The sequence below is a fragment of the Paraburkholderia sp. BR10141 genome, assembly GCF_056155635.1.
The window spans coordinates 1-19,209 of record NZ_JBMIQH010000039.1 but is presented as its reverse complement, the minus strand read 5'-3'; the positions used below and the strand labels follow the sequence as shown (position 1 = coordinate 19,209).

The window sequence follows — 19,209 nt, the reverse complement described above, 5'->3', positions numbered from 1 at the left end:
CAGCCTCGGGACAAAAATTACATGCAAATCACGCAACACGACGCGCGCTTCGGGAGCGCCGACCAGATCACGCCCGACGACCTCGCCGCCATCCAGGCGGCGGGCTATCGCTCGATCATCTGCAACCGGCCCGATGGCGAGGGCGGCGACTCGCAACCCACGTCGCAGGCGCTGCGCGCCGCGGCCTCGCAGCTCGGTCTGCAGTTCGCGTATCTGCCGGTAACGCCCGGCCAGATCACCGCCGAAGACGCTGCGCGCTTCGCCCAGTTGCTGATCGACCTGCCCGGCCCCGTGCTCGCGTACTGCCGCAGCGGCAACCGCGCCACGAGCCTCTATCGGCTCGCGCAGCAAGGCGCGCCCACTCGGGCCGCGCAAGCCGCGAATGCCGCGCGCGCCGCGACGGCGGCCTGCGCGTGGGAAGGCGAAACCTGGGACGTCGTCGTGATCGGCGGCGGCACGGCGGGCATCGCCGTCACCGCGAGCCTGTTGCGCCGCGAGCCGAACCTGAAGATCGCCATCGTCGAGCCGAGCGATCACCACGACTATCAGCCCGCGTGGACGCTGGTCGGCGGCGGTGCATACGACGTGACAAAAACGCGCCGGCCCATGGCGAGCGTCATCCCCGCCGGCGTGAAGTGGTTCCGTGCGGCCGCCACGCGCGTCGAGCCGGACGCGAACGTCGTGCAGCTCGACAGCGGCGTGCGCGTGGCCTACCGCCAGCTCATCGTCGCGCCGGGACTGCGGCTCGCGTGGGAGCGCATTGCGGGCCTCACGGAAACGCTCGGCAAGAACGGCGTGACCTCGAACTATCGCTACGACCTCGCGCCCTACACCTGGCAGCTCGTGCAGCAGATGAAGAGCGGCACCGCGCTCTTCAGTCAGCCCGGCATGCCGATCAAGTGCGCGGGCGCACCGCAAAAGGCCATGTACCTCGCGTGCGACCACTGGCGACGCCAGGGTGTACTCGGCCAGGTCAACGTGGAGTTCAATCTCGCGGGCGCCGTGCTGTTCGGCGTGGCGACCTTCGTGCCGCCGCTCATGGAGTACGTGAAGCGCTACAACGCGAACCTCGCGTTCTCGTCGAATCTCGTGGCCGTAGACGGCCCGGCGCGTATCGCCACCTTCGAGGTCAAAGATGCGAACGGCAACGTCACGCGTGTGGAGAAGCGCTTCGACATGCTGCACGCCGTGCCGCCGCAGGTCGCGCCCGACTTCATCCGCGACAGCCAGCTCGCCGACGAAGCCGGCTGGTGCGAAGTCGATCACGCCACGCTCCAGCATCCGCGCTATCCGAACGTGTTCTCGCTCGGCGACGTGTGCTCGGCACCGAACGCCAAGACCGGCGCGGCCGCGCGCAAGCAGGCCGTGATCGTGGCCGAGAACCTGCTCGCCGCGCGTGCGGGCGCACCGCTGGCGTATCGCTACGACGGTTACGGCTCGTGCCCGCTCACCGTGGAGAAGGGCAAAGTCGTGCTGGCCGAGTTCGGTTATGGCGGGCGTCTCTTGCCTACCTTCCCGCTCGACCCCACGCGCCCCCGCCGCCTCATGTGGCTGCTCAAGGCGAGTGTGCTGCCGAGCTTCTACTGGTGGGGCATGCTCAAGGGCCGCGAGTGGCTCACGCGGGCTGCGCGCGGCTGATGAACCTCGAGGGCCAAGGCGCGCTTAGCCCTCGAAATCGAGCCCGCCTAGCAGCACCTCGGGCTCGCCTTGCGTGCGCGAAGCAAAATCGACAGAGCGCGCCGACTCCCATGACGCAAGCTTGCGCCCGGTCGCTTCAAGGTAGTGCTCGAAGCGCGCTTCGCCGCCGGGCTCCATGAGGCGCTCGATCTCCTCGGTGTCCCAGGTCAGCGAGACGTTCAGCGGATACACATACGGATGCCGGTGCTCGTTCGCGACGCCGCGCAGGCGCACGCGCGTAGGGTGGCCGTGCCCGGCGTTGGGCACGACATCGACGTGCACCGAAGGGCCGAACTGTTTCGCCAGCTTCGCCGCAATGCGCGGTGCGAATTCTTCCTCGAACCGGCGGACGGCTTCGATACTCATGCGCGGGGCACTCCACTGAGGATTGGCTGCGGATTCAGGCACTGCCGGTCACGACTGGATCGCGCAACCGGCACGCGATTCGCCGCGACCTCGCAGCGCATTGTGCTGGCATCCTACCGCGCCGCCGGCAGGTCAGCCAATGCCCGACAGGGCAGCACCACTCAGCCCCTCACGCCGCGCGGCGCTCCCGTTCAGCCACGAGACTGCGCACGCCTTCGAGCGAATACACGCCGAGCGCAAGCCAGATCGCGCCGTAACCCACGGCGCGCACCGCGCCGAACGGCTCTCCGTAAATGAGCACGCCGGTGAGCAACTGCAGCGTGGGCGTGACGTACTGGATCAGACCGAGCATCGACAGCGGAATGCGCCGCGCGGCCGCGCCGAAGAGAAGCAGCGGGACCGCCGTGATCGGGCCGGAGGCCGCGAGCAGCAGTTGCAGCCCGCGCGAGGCATGCGTGAAGTGGCTCGCGCCGGCGAGACCCACGATCGTCAGATAAACGACCGCAACGGGAAAGAGCAGCACGGTTTCGAGCGCGAGGCCTTCGAGCGCGCCGAGCTGCGCGGTCTTGCGCAAAAGCCCGTAGCCGCCGAAGGTCACGGCGAGCGCAAGACTGATCCAGGGCGGTGCACCGTTCTGCCAGGTGAGCCACACGACGCCCGCGGTGGCCAGCGCCACAGCGGCCCATTGCAGTGGGCGCAGGCGTTCGCGCAGGAACGCATAGCCGAACAACACGTTGATGAGCGGATTGATGAAGTAGCCGAGGCTCGCCTCGACGATGTGCCCGGCATTGACGGACCAGATATAGATGCCCCAGTTGGCCGAGAGCAGCACGGCGCTCGCCACGAAGCGCCCGAGCAGGCGACGGTCGCGCAGCGTGGGCCCAAGCCATCGCCAGTGACGGCGCACGACGAGCACGGCGATCACGAACACGAGCGACCACGCCATGCGGTGCGCGAGCATTTCGAGTGCGGGGATCTGATGCAGCGTCTTGAAGTAGATGGGGAAGAGCCCCCAAAGAACGAATGCAGCGAACGCGTAGAGGATGCCGGGATTCATGTCGGGTTTTGGTTATGGTGGCGCCAGGGCTGCGCGGCGCTGTTCGGCACGTGCCTGCGCGCGAAGGACGCTCACGGCACGTGAAGTTGCGAGCCGGCATCTGGCCCGCATCCTGCCAGTGGGACGGAGTCAAGGTAATTGAAAGCCAGGCGCAACGCGTCCGATTTCGCTTAACCCAGCGCCAAGCCGCCGGTTTTGCGACAATAGCGGATTTTCGCCGCCAGCCCTGGCCGTTGTCCAGCCTGACGCGCCGCTTACGGCGCGCGCTGTTCTCGACACGGCAGGCGACGGCGTAGCCCCCTGAACCGGCCTCTTCGCGCGCGATGTCCTTCCCCCATATCGATCTGCTGTATTCGCTGTCCGGCCTGTTCGTCGGATTTCTGGTCGGCCTGACCGGTGTGGGTGGCGGCTCGCTGATGACGCCGATCCTGGTCCTCGTCTTCAACGTGCACCCGGCCACGGCAGTCGGCACCGACCTGCTCTATGCGGCCGCGACGAAGTCCGCGGGCACGCTCGTGCACGGGCTCAAGGGTTCGGTGGACTGGCGGGTGACGCTGCGGCTCGCGGCCGGCAGCGTGCCCGCCGCGACGATCACGCTGATCCTGCTGCACCGCTATGGCATGGACACGCCGCGCGCGGGGCATCTGATCCAGGCCGTGCTGGGGGCGGCGCTGCTCATTACGGCCGTGGCGCTCATTTTCCGCCCGCAGCTCGCCGCGTTCGCCTCGCGCCACCGGCATGAGCCGGGCGAAGCGCGCACGCTCTTTTTCACGATCCTCACGGGCGCGGTGCTCGGCGCGCTCGTCTCGCTCACCTCGGTGGGCGCGGGCGCCATCGGCGTGACTGTACTGCTCCTGCTCTATCCCGCGCTGCCCACGGTGCGCATCGTCGGCTCCGATGTCGCGCACGCCGTGCCGCTCACGCTCCTCGCGGGCGCCGGCCACTGGCTGCTCGGTTCGATCGACTGGCACATGCTGCTTTCGCTCCTGTGCGGCTCGCTGCCCGGCATCGCGATCGGTAGCCTGCTGTCCACCAAGGCTCCCGAAAAGCTGCTGCGCGTGCTGCTCGCCGCGACACTCTCGCTCGTGGGCGTGCGGCTCGTGCTCTCCTGAATGCGGCACACGCCGCGCCCGCCGCGCACCTCGCGCACGCTCAGGCGTGGGGCGCCTGGCGGAAAAATCTCCCGTTGAGATCAACCTCGAACTGGCGCAGCCACTGGCCGCGGGCGTCGATGCGGTAAGCCTGCGCCCAGGCGCCGCGCCGCACGATCAGCATGTCGCCATGGTCCGGGTCGTTGGGATCGGCTTCGCCGCGAATGTCGAACTGCATGGGCGCAAAGCCGTGCCGCGCACAGGCCAGCTCGAAGGCCGCCCGGTCGACGAGCGGCAAGTCGGTGTAGGTGTGAATGGTCATGGCGATTTCCTGCTTTCCAGCGATGAGGCCGCGCTCGACCTCGGGAAAGACGCGCGATACCCACGGTATACCCCCAACGGCGGGAAGACTGTGTGTCAAACTACACTTTGGCGGCTGCAGTGCAACATGACGCAATCGCATGCCGCTTGCGTTTGCAGGCTGCAGGTTCACGCGTTACGCGGACAAGCTGCCGGCTTCGAACGATAACTGCCCCGAAGCACACGCCAACCTTACGCCTGCCAGACCTATGCGCACAAAAAAAGCCCGGCCTGTAGCGGCCGGGCTTTTTGCTGTCGCTCGAGCACAGGCGCCCCGTTTCCAGGGCGCGCTGCTGCGTTTATTGCTCCACTCTGACCGTCAGCTTGTTCGAGACCGACGTCACGCCAGGCACACCCTTCGCGACTTCTCCAGCCTTGTCGATTTGGCCCTGATCCGGCACCGTGCCGGTCAGCGTGACAGCGCCACCGTGCGAGCGCACGTTGAGCTTGGAAACGTCGAGGCCTTGGGTCTTCGAGAGCGCCTTGCGCACCGTGTAGCCCAGCTTGCGGTCGGCCTTCTTGGCCGAGGTGGCCGGAGCGGCCGTGGTGGCGGCGGGAGCACTTGCCGACTCGTCCTGCGCGTACGACGCGCTGCAAGCTACCGACAGGCACAGCGCCACGCCCAGCGTCTTCAGAATAGCGACCGATTTCATATTTTCTCCTTGTGTCTTCGCGTTGTTGCGGGTTGTTGTCTGCAATAGGACCGCCTGCCTTGCCGGAGGACGGCTCGGAGGCCGCCCGTCAGCCATGGTCTGACGGCTGTTACCACTACCGATGGCCGTGCACAGCGCGCAATGCGTGTGTGCACGGCCAGGGTCTGGACGCGATGCGAGAGGCAAAAGGATGAAAGGACGTCGAATTACACCCGCCGGAACAGGTCTGCGCCCGTTTCCTGTTGTTTTGAATTGATGCTCGCGCGAGCCCGCTCGTTCAACTTCTCCACCCCTCCCGGGCCCCGGCGCGCCTTGCGAAGCGCAGCAGGCGAACCACAATTTAGCCTGGCTGTGGCGCAAGCGCAAAGAGTTTAGCTCAGGCGCATGCGGCATGCGCTTAAGCTGTTCCGCGAGGCACGCGGGCATGCCGCCGCAACGCCGAATCTCATGTACCATCGGCACCACAGAGCCCGCGCGGCGCGCGCGCCTGAGCCGACCCGGCGCCAGCGCCGGACCCGACGCGGACCCGACCCGCACTCCCCCGAACTACCCGAGGCCCGCCCCACCCCGATGAAGTCCCGCACCGGCCGCAAACCTCCTCCCCGTCTCGTCGCGCGCTTCGTGGCGATCTCGTGGCGCGACCTGGCTGTCACGTTCGGTCCCATCCTGCTCGTGAGCGCGGCGGCCATCTGGCTCGCAGTGCGCCTCATCCAGCCCGCGCCGCCCAGCACGCTGACCATGAGCGCCGGGCCCAAGGGCAGCACCTTCTGGAACGCCGCGGAAAAGTACAAGGCCATCCTCGCGCGCAACAACATCACGCTGATAGTGCTCGAATCGGAAGGCTCGGCGCAGAACCTGCAGCGTCTCGCCGACCCGAAGTCGAACGTCGACGTCGCGTTCGTGCAGGACGGCCTCGCGAGCAAGGTGCCAGGCGGCCTCGTGTCGCTCGGCAGCGTGGCTTACGTGCCGCTCGTGGTGTTCTATCACGGCCCCGTCGCCACGCGGCTCTCGCAGTTCGAAGGCCAGCGCATCGCCATCGGCGCCGAGGGCAGCGGCACGCGCGAGCTCGCGCTCACGCTGCTCAAGGCGAACGGCATCGAGCCCGGCGGCCCGACCAGGCTTTTGCCGCTTTCCGGCGACGACGCCGCGCGCGAACTCGTGGCCGGCAAGATCGACGTCGCGATTCTCGCGGGCGACTCCGCGCAGCCGCCCGTCATGGGCCGCCTCATGCGCATGCCGGGCGTGCGCTTCTTCGACTTCGTCCAGGCCGACGCCTACGCGCGGCGCTTTCCGTTCCTCACGGCCATCACGATCCCGATGGGCGCGTTCGACTTCGGCCGCAACCTGCCGGCAGCGCCCCTGCATTTCATCGCGCCGACGGCAGAACTGGTCGCGCGCGACTCACTGCATCCCGCGCTCTCCGACCTCCTGATCGAAGCGGCCAAGGAAGTGCACGGCCGCTCCACGTTGCTGCAGCGCGCGGGCGAATTCCCCGCGCCGCGCGCCCAGGACTTCCCGATCAGCGCCGACGCCGCGCGCTACTACAAGTCGGGCAAGAGCTTCCTCTACCGCGTGCTGCCCTTCTGGGTGGCGAGCCTCGCCGACCGGCTCGTGGTGCTGCTCGTGCCGATCATCGTCGTGCTGATCCCGGGCTTGCGGATCGTGCCTTCGCTCTACGCGTGGCGGGTAAAATCGCGCATCTACCGCTGGTACGGCTCGCTCATCGCACTCGAGCGCGCCGCGATGGCCGACAACTCGCCCACCGAGCGCCGGGCGCTGATCCGCCAGCTCGACAAGATCGAGGAATCGGTGAACGGCATGAAAATGCCGCTCGCCTACGCGGAGCAGTTCTACGTGCTGCGCGAGCATATCGGCTTCGTGCGCGCGCGGCTGTCCGGCACGCGCGAAGCGCCGGACGCAGGCGTTGGGGCAGAAGAAGAGCAGACAGCGGAAAGCGCAGAAGAGGCAGAGGCGCCGGAAGGCGGCAGCAACGACGCAGGCACAGCGGGTACAGAGGCGAGCCATGCAAACGAAAGCGGCGGCAATGAAACAGGCGAGCGCACGCATTAGCGCCGCTGCACGCATTTTGAACCGAACAATGGGCCATGCAAGCAATGGCCCGGATATCGCCCTGGAGAGGAGGAACAGCATGATCGACGGCATCGACGCCAGCCAGCCGGCCTGGTTCTACGACTTCGTGTCGCCGTTTTCGTATCTGTTGCTGGAGCAGCAAGACAAGTGGCCCGGCTTCGATTTCGTGCCGACGCCGGTGCTGCTTTCCGAGCTATACCGCCACTGGGGCCAGCCGTTCGGCTCCGCGGTCCCGGCCAAGCGCGTGTTCACGTACCGGCACGCGCTCTTTCGCGCCGAGCAACTCGGCATTCCGTTCAAGATGCCGCCCGCTCATCCGTTCGACTCGGTCAGGCCGATGCTGCTCGCCATTGCGGCGGGCGGCGAGTTCGCGTGCGTGCGCGAGATCTTCCGCTTCATCTGGCGCGAGGGGCGCGACCCGTCGAGCGACGAGGGCTTCGAGCAGCTTTGCGAGCGCGTGGGCATTCCGCACGGCGAGTCGCTGATCGAGGAAGAAGTCGTGCGCGCGCAGTTGCGCCGCAACACCAACGACGCGATCGCGATGGGCGTATTCGGCGTGCCGACGTTCTGGATGAACAAGCAGCTCTTCTGGGGCGAAGACGCCTTGCCGATGGTGCTCTACTGCGCACGCAGCCCGAACTGGCTCGACTCGCGCGAGGTCAAGCGCATCAGCACGCTGCCTTCGGGGCTCGCGAAACCGGTTACCGAGTGACGGGCTGCGCGCCGCGGAACCATCCAACGCGTGCCGTTCTGATGCCGGTCATGCCGCGCACCCTATGGCGGTGGCGCGCGAGCAGGCATATGGTTATGGCTGAATCCGTGCGCGCAACGCTATGCGTCGTCGCGCACGCGCCCTTGCCCGCCACACCCCATGGACGACGATAACGCCCTCACCCTCGACATCTGGCTGGTGCGCGTGTTGCGCACGCTGCTGGTCGAGCGCAGCGTCACACAGGCCGCGCTGCGCCTGAACCAGACCCAACCCGCCATCAGCACCGCACTGCGCCGGCTGCGTGAGATCCTGGGCGATCCGATCCTCGTGCGAGGCAAGGCCGGCATGGTGCCGACCGAGTACGGCGCGTCGCTGCTGCAGCACGCGCAGCGCATACTGCGCGACGTGGAGTTCGTGGCCACGCCGCACGGCGACTTCGACCCGGAACGCTCGAAGCGCACGTTCCGCCTCGCCGCCCCCGACTACCTCAACGACTTCTTCATGCCGACGCTGATCGCGCGCTTTCGCGAGACGGCGCCGGCGGCGCGGCTGGAGATCCTCTCACTCTCGCCCACGCTCGATCATCACGGCGCGCTGGACGCGGGCGAACTCGACATCGTGATCGGCAACTGGCCGAAGCCCGAGGCGCGTTTCGCGCGCAGCGACCTCTTCTCCGACAAGGTCGTCTGCATGATGCGCGCGGACCATCCGCTCGCGCGCCGCGAACTCACGCGCGAGGCGTATCTTGCAGCTCCCCATCTCGCACCCACGCCCTATACGGGCTCCCATGCGAGCGCGATCGATCTGGGGTTTGCGAAGGCGAAAGCCGAGCGCCGCATCGTCGCGACGCTGCCCTACTTCGGACTCGTGCCGCAGGTCTTGCTGAAATCGGATCTGATCTTCACGACGACGCGGCGCTTCGCGCAGCACTACGCGAGGCTCTTGCCCATCGCCGTCGTCGAGACGCCGTTCGCGTTTCCGCGCATTCACTGCTATCAGATGTGGCATCCGCAGCCGGACAGGCCGAGCGATGTCGGATGGCTGCGCGGATTGATCGAAGAGGTGTCGGGATCGTTGACCGCCGAGCGCGGGACGAAGCGTGCCGCGACGAAGAAGGCCGCGAGCGCGAAGAGCGAAGCGACGCCCACGCCGCCGCTCGAAGCTGCCTGAAATAACGCAAAGCGAACGCAAACGGGCGCCCTCATCATCGAGGCGCGCCCGTTTCGCTTGTATGGCGCGTGGAATCAGGCGCGCTCGAGCGCGACCGTTCTCACCACCGCCGGGCGCTGCACCACCCGCATCTGCATGAGTTGCGCGGCGACCGCCACCGCAATCGACGCAGGCGCCTTGTCGACGATCCCCGTCACGCCGATCGGGCACGTCATCTCGTCCATGCGCTCGGCTTCCACGCCGCGCTCCATGAGCCGCCGCTCGAACTTCACGCGCTTCGTTTTCGAGCCGATGAGGCCAAACCACGCGAAATCGCGCCGCCGCATGATGCGCTCGCTCAACTCGAAGTCGAGCGCGTGATTGTGCGTCATCACGAGGAAGTACGCGCCCGCCGGCGCTTCGTCGACGATGGCCGCCGGCGTGTCCGTCGCTTCGATCTGCACGTTGGCGGGCACCTCGTCGGGGAACAGCTTGTCGCGCTCGTCCACCCACTGCACCACGCACGGCAGCATACCGAGCAGCGTGACGAGCGCATGGCCCACGTGGCCCGCGCCGAACAGCACGATGTGCATCGGCCCGTAGTGCGGCACCGGCGTGCTGTGGCGGCCGATGATCACGCGCCCGGTTTCGTCGACGCGCACGCAATGCTGAGGATGACGATTCATTTTGCAGCCCCCTCGCGCGCCATCGCCCGCACCGCGCGCACGCCCTTCAGGATTTCCTCGGCGGTGGCCGGCGCATTCATAGGCGGATTGAAGCGGTAATCGGCCACGCTCGCCACGGCGTCACGAATCGCGAAGAACACCGAGAACGGCAGCAACAGCGGCGGCTCGCCCACGGCCTTCGAGCGGTGGATGCTGTCTTCCGCGTTGCGGTTCTTGAAGAGCCGCACGTTGAATTCCGCTGGCGAGTCGTTTACGGTCGGGATCTTGTAGGTGGACGGCGCGTGCGTCATGAGCTTGCCGTCCGGCTTCCACCACAGTTCTTCCGTGGTGAGCCAGCCCATGCCCTGAATGAAACCGCCTTCCACCTGGCCCACGTCGAGCGCCGGATTCAGCGACGCGCCCACGTCGTGCAGCGCATCGGCGCGCAGCACGCGCATTTCGCCCGTGAGCGTGTCGATCACGACTTCCGATACCGCCGCGCCATACGAGTAGTAGTAGAACGGCCGCCCGCGCAGCGTGGCCTGATCCCAGTACAGTTTGGGCGTGGTGTAAAAGCCATCGGACCAGAGCTGGACGCGCGCGAGGTAGGCCTTCGACACCAACGTCTCGAACGGCACGACCGTCTCGCCCACGATCACGGAGTCGTTGGCAAAGCCCACGTCCGCGGCGCTGATTTCGCCCTTGCCGTAGGTCGTCGCCGCCAGCGCGGCGAGGCGCTGGCGCAGTTGGCGTGCGGCGTCCTGTGCCGCCTTGCCGTTCAGATCGGTGCCCGTCGATGCCGCCGTGGCGGACGTGTTCGCGACCTTGCTCGTGTCCGTCGCGGTCACGCGCACACGGCCGAACTCGATGCCCAGTTCGTGCGCCACCACCTGCGCGACCTTCGTGTTCAGGCCCTGGCCCATTTCGGTGCCGCCGTGGTTCACGAGCACCGAGCCGTCGGTATAGATGTGAACGAGCGCGCCCGCCTGGTTGAAGTGCGTGACGTTGAACGCAATGCCGAACTTGACCGGCGTGAGCGCAATGCCCTTCTTGAGCACATCGTTGTTCGCGTTGAATTCCCGAATCGCGGCGCGGCGCGCACGATAGCCGCTCGTTTCCACCAGCTCGTCGATCAGTTCGTGAATGACGTTGTCCTCGACGACCTGGCCATAGGGCGTTTCGTTGTTCTGCGTCTTGCCGTAGAGATTGCGGCGGCGCACGTCGAGCGAATCGAGGCCGAGCGTGCGCGCCACATCGTCCATGATGTACTCGATCGCGAACGCGCCCTGCGGGCCGCCGAAGCCGCGAAACGCCGTGTTCGACTGCGTGTTGGTCTTGCCGCAGAAACCGGCGATCGACACGTCGGGCAGCCAGTAGGCGTTGTCGAAGTGGCAAACCGCGCGCGTCATCACCGGGCCGGACAGGTCCGCGGAAAAGCCGCAGCGCGAGGTCATGTCGACCGACACGCCTTCGATCGTGCCCTCGTCGTCGTAGCCCACTTCGTAGGTGTAGTGGAAATCGTGGCGCTTGCCCGTGACCATCATGTCGTCGTCGCGGTCAGGGCGCAGCTTCACGGGGCACAGGAGCTTCCAGGCGGCGAGCGCCGCGCAGCAGGCAAAGAGGCCCGACTGCGATTCCTTGCCGCCGAAGCCGCCGCCCATACGGCGGCATTCCACGAGCACGTTGTGCGAGGCGACGCCCAGCACATGCGCGACGAGGTGCTGCATCTCGCTCGGGTGCTGCGTGGAGCACCACACGTGCATGCCGTCGTCGTCCTTCGGCACCGCGTAGGCAATCTGGCCTTCGAGGTAGAACTGCTCCTGGCCGCCCAGCAGCATCTCGCCTTCATGCCGATGCGCGGCGCGTGCCGCGCGCGTGGACGCCTCGCCGCGCGCAAGCTTCATCGGCGGCAGCACCGACTGCTGCGCGGCGCGCGCCTGCTGCGCCGTAAGCACGGCGGGCAGCTCTTCGTACTGCACCTCGGCGCGGCGCGCGGCGAGGCGCGCCGTGTCGTGCGACGTCGCCACCACGATGAACATGGGCTGGCCCACGTACTGCACGACGCCGTCGGCGAGCACCGGATCGTCGTGGATGATCGGGCCGCAGTCGTTCACGCCGGGAATGTCCTCGGCGGTGAGCACCGCTACGACACCCGGCGTCGCGCGCACCTTCGCGAGGTTCATCGACACGATGCGGGCGTGCGGCTTCTGCGAAAGCCCGAGGGCGGCGTGCAGCGTGCCGGCCACGACCGGAATGTCGTCGGTATAGGTGGCGCGGCCGCTCACGTGCAGATGCGCGGATTCGTGCGGGCGCGAGACGTGCACTTGCGCGAAGGGCTCGCGTGCCTTGAGTTCGTCCAGGAACGGTTCGGCTTGCTGGTTCATTGTTTCGTTCTCCGTATGTCTTTTCCGTTTCCCGAATGTCTCAAGCGGTTTCTGCGGCTACGTTGCGCACATTGAGCGCTTGCGGCGCGAGCGGGTTATGCGGACGCGTTTCGAGCCAGAAACGGTACAGCGTGTTCTTCGCGGCTTCGAGGCGGTAGTCGCTCGTCGCGCGCATGTCGGATAGCGGCGCGTAGTCCTTGCCGAGCGCGATCATCGCGGCCTGGGCGGTGGCTTCGTGCCACTGCGCATCGGCGAGCACGCCTTCCACGTGAGTCGCGCGCTTTGGTGTAGCGGCCATGCCGCCGAACGCAATGCGCGGCTCGCGGATCACGTCGCCATCGGCGATATAGGCGTAGGCGGCGCACACGGCCGAGATGTCCGAGTCGAAGCGCTTCGAGACCTTGTAGGTGCGAAATCGCAGGTTCGCGCGCGCGCCGGTGCGCGTGGGCACCTTGAGCGCGAGCACGAACTCGTGCTCGGCCATGTCCTTCTTCTGATAGGCGAGGTAGAGGTCTTCGAGCGGCATTTCGCGCTCGATCTCGCCGCCGCGCAGCACCACGCGCGCGCCGAGCGCGATGAGCCCGGGCATCGAGTCGCCGATGGGCGAGCCGTTCGCGACGTTGCCGCCGATCGTGCCCGCGTTGCGGATCGGCAGCGAGGCGAAGCGCTGCCACATCTCTTCGAGTTCCGGGTAATGCTTCGCGAGTGCCGCATAGCCGCGCTCGACGGTTACGCCCGCGCCGATCTCGATCCAGTCGTCGCTCACGTCGATGCGGCGCATCGCGTCGACCTGGCCCACGTAGACGATGTCGCCAAGTTCGCGCATCTGCTTCGTGACCCACAGGCCGATGTCGGTGCTGCCCGCGAGGATGCGCGTGTTGGGGCGCGCGGCCTTGATGGCGGCGAGCGCGTCGACGGTACGCGGCGCGTCGTACTGCTGGCCGCGGCTCTCGTAGTGGAAGGTGTCCTTGCGCTCGATCGTGGCGAGCGTCTGGGCGAGCGCCTTCACGTCGATGGGCTGCTTCGGCGCATCGGCCTTGAACATCTGCTCGGCGGCGTCGAGGATCGGCCGGTAGCCCGTGCAGCGGCACAGGTTGCCCGTGAGCGCATTGGCGATCTCGTCGCGCGAAGGCACGCTGCACGCGCCCTTCGTGGCACAGGCGTGGTTGGGCTGGCCCGCGTGCTCGTGGCCATGCTTCTGGTAGAGCGCCCACATCGACATCACGAAGCCCGGCGTGCAAAAACCGCATTGCGAGCCGTGGCAGTCGACCATGGCCTGCTGCACGGGGTGCAGCGAGCCGTCGGGCTGGCGCAGGTCTTCGACGGTGAAGAGCGCGCGGCCGTCGAGCGTCGGCAGGAACTGGATGCAGGCGTTGACGGCCTTGAAGCTCACGCCGCCCGCCTCGTTGCGCTCGCCCACCACGACCGTGCAGGCGCCACAGTCGCCTTCGGCGCAGCCTTCCTTGGTGCCGGTGCAGCGCGCGTCTTCGCGCAGGTACTGGAGAACGGTGCGGGTGACGCCCGCGTCGCTGACTTCGCGAATCGCGTTGCGGTGGTAAAAGCGGATCGGCTGGCTCATGGTTTCTGGCTCGTCGTTGGATGCGGCTCGCAAAAGGCGTATGCCGCTCGAGTGGACGGTTCGAAAACTATCACTGCCAATATTTGCAACCCATAGCGAGAGGAGCATGGGGGATATATCGTTGAGTCGATAAATCGGTGTGCTGCAGTGCGGCTGTGCTTATGTCGAAGCGTCTCGATTGCGCGATTTCAGGGCCAATTTGCGAATATCGGACATATTCGACTGACTATTAACCCGTTCGGACGCTGATTTCTCCGCCCGCACGGTCGGGCCAAGGCGCCGCTGCAACGCGAATTGCCGCCAACGTCGCGCAAAATCGCGGGATCTTCGCAGCTGGCTTCCAGGTTGCAAAAGGCCGTCATCAGCGCAGAAAACCCGTGTTCCGCGGGCCGGAACAGCTTTTCAGTTTCTGCATAAAAACCGGTTCCATGGGACAATCACGCCTTTCCCGCCGTTTTCCATCCGCATTTTCCCCATGTCCGCTGATTTGGCGCCCCCGCGCAAAGCCGCGTCGACGACCCTGCAGATCATTCCGGTCGTCTTTTTCACCTTCCTCTGCTACCTGACGATCGGCATTCCGCTCGCCGTGCTGCCGGGCTACGTGCACAACGACCTCGGCTTCAGCACCGTGGTGGCGGGCGCCGCCATCAGCGTGCAGTACATCGCGACGCTCTGCTCACGCGCGCTCGCGGGCCGCTCGGCGGATACGCTCGGCCCCAAGAAAACCGTGACGATCGGCCTGACGATCTGCGGCTCGAGCGGCGTGCTGCTGCTGCTCGGCACGCTCGTCGATCACTGGCCCGGCCTCTCGCTCGCGCTGCTGGTGGTGAGCCGCCTGTTGCTCGGCTGCGGCGAAAGCCTGTGCGGCACCGGCGCGATCCTCTGGGGCATCGGCCGCGTGGGCACCGCGCACAACGCGAAGGTGATCTCGTGGAACGGCATCGCCACCTATGGCGCACTCGCGATCGGCGCGCCGCTGGGCGTCGTGATGGCGCACGCCCTCGGATACTGGATGCTCGGCATTTCGGTCATCGCAATGGCCGCGCTCGGCTTCTGGCTCGCGCGCCCCATCGCGCCGGTGCCGGTCGTGCACGGCGAGCGCATGTCGTACCGCAGCGTGTTCACGCGCGTGCTGCCGCACGGCATCGGCCTCGCGCTCGGCTCGGCGGGCTTCGGCTCCATCGCGACCTTCATCACGCTGTTCTACGCCGCGCGCCACTGGCCCAACGCCGCGTTCACGCTCACGGTGTTCGGTCTGATGTTCATCGGCGCGCGTCTATTGTTCGCCAATACCATCAAGCGCTTCGGCGGCTTCCGCGTCGCCATCGTCTCGTTCTCGTGCGAATGCGCGGGCCTCTTGCTGCTGTGGCTCGCGCCCACGCCGCAAGTCGCGCTCGCGGGCGCGGCGCTCACCGGCTTCGGCTTCGCACTCGTGTTCCCGGCGCTCGGCGTCGAGGCGGTCGGGCTCGTGCCGCCCGCCAGCCGCGGCGCGGCGCTCTCGGCCTACTCCGTGTTCCTCGATCTCTCGCTGGGCATTACCGGCCCGCTCGCAGGCTACGTGGCGAATCTGTTCGGCTATGGGTCGGTGTTTCTTTTCGCCGCGATCGCCGCAGCGTCCGCCGTGGCGCTTTCGGTTTCGCTTCATCGCAAGAGCGTGCGCGCGCACGCGGGACAAGGTACGCAAAGCACGAGCAACGCAAACCCCGCCGCGGGGAATAAGTCGTAGGCGCGCGGCGTTAGTTACTATGTCGATGCCAGCGTTCGCGACAAGCCGCGCGACGCGTCCGCAATGCACCCGCAGGTCGGCGTCGTTGGCAATAGCGCGGCTAATGCTTCGCCGGATGCCCCTGCGCGGGACTTCCTGCGAGCTTACCCAGGAGGAAATCATCATGAAGCGATTCAGGATGGTTCTTGCGTGTCTCGTCTGCCTCGGCATGGCCGCGGTTTCCGGGTCCGTTGCCGCGAGTGGCGATATGAATCAAGGCGGTAACGGCGCGTCGAGCAGTTCAACCAACTCTTCAGGCGGTGGCTATTGAGCACCGCAAGCCGCATTGCGCGGTACGTCGCCGGGCGCAAACTTCCTGGCCCACAAGGCACGCCGGACTGAAAAGTCGTTCGCGTTCCGGTCCGGCGCGCGGATTGTGTGGTTGCCCAGGAACTTCCGGGAAACCCGAACGCGTTCGCTTACATCGGCGGGACGACGCCGTTCTTTTCGACCACCACGCGCTGCGCGGCATACGCACCCTGTGACGCGGATTTCGCGACCACGAACACTTGCTTGCCTGGCGCCAGATCGGAGCGCGCAGCCGGCACGAAGGTGACGATCGGTACATTGGGCGGTACCGTGACCTCATTGCTGCCGCCCTTGTACGACAGCTTCAGATTGCGGCCGTCCGTGCCCTGCACGACAGTATCGACATTCGCGTTGGTCATCGTGCTGTTCGGGCCGAGGTCCCACGCGTAGTGTCCCTCGCCCGTGCCGCGCGCGGCTTCCGGGAAGACCACGACTTCGGTCGCCGTCAGCCTGCCATCAGTACCGGTCGTCGCGGCCGTGCCGACGAACGTACCCGGCTTGATGTCGGATAGCTGCATCGCCTTGACAGACGAGACGGGAACGTTGGCCGCAAGGTCGATCGACACCGTATCGCCACTGCGTCGATGGACCTTGAGAACATCGCCATCGAGAGAAACGATACTGCCGCGAATACGCACGGGCTTCGCGTCAGGCGTTTGCGCCAGCGCGCTGCCGGCAAGCGCCATTGCGGCAAGGGTCGCTGCAACTTTGAGTCGAATGGTCATGAATGCTCCATGTAGCGGATATGCGTTGAGGAAAGAGTCGATTGCACTTCAGGAACCGCCGAACCAGTTGTAGCCCTGGTTCTCCCAGTAACCGCCGGGATACTCGTTCGTCACCGTGATGGCGACGATATGCTTTGGATTCTTGTAGCCGAGTTTGGTCGGCATGCGCAGCTTCATCGGAAAGCCGTATTTCGGCGGCAGCACGTCCCCGTCATAGGTCAGCGTAAGCAACGTTTGCGCGTGCAACGCTGTTGGCATATCAATGCTGGTCCAATAGTTGTCGGCACAATGGAACGCGACGTACTTCGCTGTCGTGTCGGCCCCGGCACGGCGGAGAAAATCAGAGAAACGCACACCGCCCCAGTGCCCAATGGCGCTCCAGCCCTCGATGCAGATATGACGCGTGATCTGGCTTTCCTGTGGCAGCGCTCGTAGTTCGTCGAGGGTCCATATGCGTTTGCCGTTCGCACGTCCTCCCACTTGCAGCCGATAGGTCGCAGAATCGACTTCCGGTACGTCGTCGATGTCATAGAACGCGTTGAAAGGGAAAGGCCGCGTGATCATCGACTCCGGATACGTCGGCGCCATCTTGTTCGGATCGAACAGCAGCGCCTGCACGCGGTCATTGAAGAACGACATCTTGCGCAGCATGGTATTGACCGACTTGTCGTTCGAGAGATCGCAGCCCGATAGCAACGCAATGCCGCCGAGCGTGAGTATGTGTCTGCCGAGCAACCTGCGAGCGGGACTCTTCAATTCGCCGCGAGCGTCCTTGATGATCGAATCCGCGTTTGAAACGAGAAACGCATTGAGTGGTTTTTTGCGAGAGGGCATGTTCGATCACCGTCCGCGAACCATCAGGCGCAGCGAGCGCGGCACAAGCGCGACCATGACGACGTGCACCACGAAAAACGCTACGAGAACGCTCATGGCGAAGAAGTGGACGACCCGTGCGTTGTCGTACCCCCCCATGAGCGTTCGCAGCAGGGGAAACTGAACCGATTTCCAGACCGCGAGGCCGGAAAGGATCACGACTGCGATGTCGACGATAACCACGACATACGCCAGTTTCTGAACGGCGTTGTAGCGCGCCAGATCTTCGTGTGCCAGCTTGCCGCGCAGCGCGGCGACAAGGTCCCGGCGTAGCGTACTCAAGCGGATCGGGAGAAGCTTTCTCCACAAGCGCCTTGAAAGGAGATTGAGGCACACGTAGACGAGGTAATTCGCGACCAGCACCCACATGATCGCGAAATGCCACTGCAATGCGCCGCCCAGCCAGCCGCCCAAGGTCATGCTCGCGGGAAATTTCAGGCCGGCAAAGATAGGCGAGGCATCGTAAATCTGCCAGCCGCTGGTCACCATCAGCACGACCGCGACGGCGTTGATCCAGTGTGTCGCGCGGACCCAGAGAGGCTGAATGATCGTTCGGCTCATGTGCAGGTTTCGTGGAAGTTGTTCGTCTGCGATCGGATCTGGCCCGATCGTTCCGTGGTCGGCTCCTTGTTGGTGGGTAAACCTCCTACTCACGTCCCTATTCCACTGCTGCCGGGAATTTTTTCCTTTCAGTTTTCCGACAGGCACGAACGCCGAAATCACGTTGAGCGCATCGGGCTTTCAAGCGCAGTGAAATAAAGGGAGCATGCAGAACGTTTCCCGGTGTCCTCATTTCGTCACAAGGCCGTGGTGCTATCTCGACAGATGCTTTCCGCGTGAATGGGGCATGCCGGCAACCAAAGGGGGTGCTCCACCTGTCAGTACGGTGGCGGCACAACTTTTGCGCGCGTCCGAGCACATGCGATTGCTGCTCGCCGCGGGCGGCTCCCGCCCGGAAAAGTGGAGGTAAAAGAGCGTGCTGGGTCGCAACCCCATCCGTCGGCGTGGCGTGACCATGGTTTGTCTCAAACCCCACGCAAGCGCAATCGCAATGTTTGCCTGCACTGCCATTGCAGCTGTCGGGGTCAGCGCCGCTCCTGTCGACACGTCCGCACCGCTGGCACAGTATCGGCTCGATCCGGCCCGTTCCGGTGTGACATTCGACGTCGCGAACGCCTGGCACTCGAATCTCACGATGCGCTTTAGCCGCGTAGGTGCCGAGCTCGATGGATTCCAGGGCGCGGCTTCGGGCCGCGTGGTGGTGACGATCGACGCGACAAGCCTCGAAGCGAACGCGCCGTTTGTCACCCGAATCGTCGAAAGCGGCGGCATGCTCGACGTGGCGCATTATCCGGCCATTCGCTTCGTCAGCACCCGCCTTGTCCGGATCGGTCCGTTCAATGGCCTGTTGACAGGGGATCTGACGATCCGCACGACGACTCGCCCCGTCACGCTCGATGTCACCTTCGACACAGCTCCGGACGATCCACCGGGCGCTCCCGAGACGCTGGCCTTCTCCGCCGACGGCCATTTCAGCCGGGCAGCGTTCGGTCTGACGAAATGGTCCTCGGCAGTCGGGGATGACGTGCACATGAGAATCCGTGCCGAATTTGTCAGGGAACGTGCCGATCCGTGAATCGGCGGTCTGCTTCCGGTTCGAACAGAGACCTATCCCGGGAATCTGCCAGGAGCCATAAAAAAATCTATGGTCACCCCCGTTTTTGCAACCTTGATCGTTGACGTTGTGGTTGGC

At 65.7% G+C, this 19,209-nt stretch carries 17 protein-coding genes; 7 read left to right on the top strand and 10 right to left on the bottom strand.

Annotation, left to right across the window (positions count from 1 at the left end; translation table 11 throughout):
* The first annotated feature begins 21 nt into the window (after nucleotides 1-21).
* On the top strand, nucleotides 22-1,638 hold the full coding sequence (locus ACOJB8_RS34550) for a bifunctional protein tyrosine phosphatase family protein/NAD(P)/FAD-dependent oxidoreductase (RefSeq protein WP_475016645.1): 1,617 nt from the start codon (nucleotides 22-24) through the stop codon (nucleotides 1,636-1,638).
* Between the two features lie 24 nt (nucleotides 1,639-1,662).
* Here the strand turns inward: ACOJB8_RS34550 and ACOJB8_RS34545 are convergent, their stop codons facing one another.
* Complete coding sequence (locus ACOJB8_RS34545; RefSeq protein ID WP_069267732.1) at nucleotides 1,663-2,043, bottom strand: DUF5594 family protein; 381 nt, start codon at nucleotides 2,041-2,043, stop codon at nucleotides 1,663-1,665.
* Between the two features lie 169 nt (nucleotides 2,044-2,212).
* The gene (gene rarD, locus ACOJB8_RS34540) at nucleotides 2,213-3,100 is read right to left on the bottom strand and encodes an EamA family transporter RarD (protein ID WP_342947740.1); all 888 of its coding nucleotides are present in this window, start codon (nucleotides 3,098-3,100) and stop codon (nucleotides 2,213-2,215) included.
* A gap of 323 nt (nucleotides 3,101-3,423) precedes the next feature.
* On the opposite strand from rarD, the gene ACOJB8_RS34535 reads away from it, so the two are divergent.
* Nucleotides 3,424-4,212, top strand: a complete 789-nt coding sequence (locus ACOJB8_RS34535) for a sulfite exporter TauE/SafE family protein (protein WP_069267734.1) — start codon at nucleotides 3,424-3,426, stop codon at nucleotides 4,210-4,212.
* Nucleotides 4,213-4,252: 40 nt separating this feature from the next.
* On the opposite strand, the gene ACOJB8_RS34530 is transcribed toward ACOJB8_RS34535, so the two are convergent.
* Together ACOJB8_RS34530 and ACOJB8_RS34525 are read right to left on the bottom strand one after the other, a co-directional pair.
* Nucleotides 4,253-4,513 (bottom strand): hypothetical protein, encoded by a 261-nt coding sequence (locus tag ACOJB8_RS34530; protein ID WP_158757093.1) that lies wholly within the window; start codon nucleotides 4,511-4,513, stop codon nucleotides 4,253-4,255.
* A gap of 337 nt (nucleotides 4,514-4,850) precedes the next feature.
* On the bottom strand, nucleotides 4,851-5,204 hold the full coding sequence (locus ACOJB8_RS34525) for a BON domain-containing protein (RefSeq protein WP_069267735.1): 354 nt from the start codon (nucleotides 5,202-5,204) through the stop codon (nucleotides 4,851-4,853).
* 570 nt (nucleotides 5,205-5,774) lie between these two features.
* On the opposite strand from ACOJB8_RS34525, the gene ACOJB8_RS34520 reads away from it, so the two are divergent.
* The 3 genes from ACOJB8_RS34520 (at nucleotide 5,775) to ACOJB8_RS34510 (ending at nucleotide 9,177) form a co-directional block, all read left to right on the top strand.
* Nucleotides 5,775-7,274: a TAXI family TRAP transporter solute-binding subunit gene (locus ACOJB8_RS34520; RefSeq protein WP_368603934.1), complete on the top strand. Its 1,500-nt coding sequence runs from the start codon at nucleotides 5,775-5,777 to the stop codon at nucleotides 7,272-7,274.
* Nucleotides 7,275-7,353: 79 nt separating this feature from the next.
* Nucleotides 7,354-8,007 carry a 2-hydroxychromene-2-carboxylate isomerase gene (locus ACOJB8_RS34515; RefSeq protein ID WP_342947738.1) on the top strand — a complete coding sequence of 218 codons (654 nt, stop codon included), beginning with the start codon at nucleotides 7,354-7,356 and terminating at the stop codon, nucleotides 8,005-8,007.
* Between the two features lie 159 nt (nucleotides 8,008-8,166).
* Nucleotides 8,167-9,177, top strand: a complete 1,011-nt coding sequence (locus tag ACOJB8_RS34510; protein ID WP_475016643.1) for a LysR family transcriptional regulator — start codon at nucleotides 8,167-8,169, stop codon at nucleotides 9,175-9,177.
* A 74-nt stretch (nucleotides 9,178-9,251) separates the two neighbouring features.
* Here the strand turns inward: ACOJB8_RS34510 and xdhC are convergent, their stop codons facing one another.
* From xdhC to xdhA, 3 genes are read right to left on the bottom strand one after another with little or no spacing between them, the layout of a single operon-like run.
* Nucleotides 9,252-9,842 (bottom strand): xanthine dehydrogenase accessory protein XdhC, encoded by a 591-nt coding sequence (xdhC, locus tag ACOJB8_RS34505; RefSeq protein WP_475016641.1) that lies wholly within the window; start codon nucleotides 9,840-9,842, stop codon nucleotides 9,252-9,254.
* The gene (xdhB, locus tag ACOJB8_RS34500) at nucleotides 9,839-12,205 is read right to left on the bottom strand and encodes a xanthine dehydrogenase molybdopterin binding subunit (protein ID WP_475016639.1); all 2,367 of its coding nucleotides are present in this window, start codon (nucleotides 12,203-12,205) and stop codon (nucleotides 9,839-9,841) included. The genes xdhC and xdhB overlap by 4 nt, the downstream gene beginning before the upstream one ends.
* A 40-nt stretch (nucleotides 12,206-12,245) precedes the next feature.
* A complete protein-coding gene (gene xdhA, locus ACOJB8_RS34495; protein ID WP_475016637.1) occupies nucleotides 12,246-13,784 on the bottom strand; it encodes a xanthine dehydrogenase small subunit in 1,539 nt (512 codons plus the stop codon).
* 475 nt (nucleotides 13,785-14,259) lie between these two features.
* On the opposite strand from xdhA, the gene ACOJB8_RS34490 reads away from it, so the two are divergent.
* A complete protein-coding gene (locus ACOJB8_RS34490; protein WP_475016636.1) occupies nucleotides 14,260-15,510 on the top strand; it encodes an MFS transporter in 1,251 nt (416 codons plus the stop codon).
* A gap of 458 nt (nucleotides 15,511-15,968) precedes the next feature.
* On the opposite strand, the gene ACOJB8_RS34485 is transcribed toward ACOJB8_RS34490, so the two are convergent.
* Genes ACOJB8_RS34485 through ACOJB8_RS34475 form a run of 3 tightly spaced genes read right to left on the bottom strand, consistent with a single transcriptional unit; the run spans nucleotide 15,969 to nucleotide 18,017 of the window.
* Entirely contained in the window at nucleotides 15,969-16,583 is a 615-nt protein-coding gene (locus ACOJB8_RS34485) for a hypothetical protein (RefSeq protein ID WP_069267741.1), read from the bottom strand.
* A gap of 48 nt (nucleotides 16,584-16,631) precedes the next feature.
* Nucleotides 16,632-17,417, bottom strand: a complete 786-nt coding sequence (locus ACOJB8_RS34480; protein ID WP_069267742.1) for a molybdopterin-dependent oxidoreductase — start codon at nucleotides 17,415-17,417, stop codon at nucleotides 16,632-16,634.
* A 6-nt stretch (nucleotides 17,418-17,423) separates the two neighbouring features.
* Entirely contained in the window at nucleotides 17,424-18,017 is a 594-nt protein-coding gene (locus ACOJB8_RS34475) for a cytochrome b/b6 domain-containing protein (RefSeq protein ID WP_368683785.1), read from the bottom strand.
* Nucleotides 18,018-18,507: 490 nt separating this feature from the next.
* On the opposite strand from ACOJB8_RS34475, the gene ACOJB8_RS34470 reads away from it, so the two are divergent.
* Nucleotides 18,508-19,092: a YceI family protein gene (locus ACOJB8_RS34470; RefSeq protein WP_256094964.1), complete on the top strand. Its 585-nt coding sequence runs from the start codon at nucleotides 18,508-18,510 to the stop codon at nucleotides 19,090-19,092.
* Nucleotides 19,093-19,209: the final 117 nt, after the last annotated feature.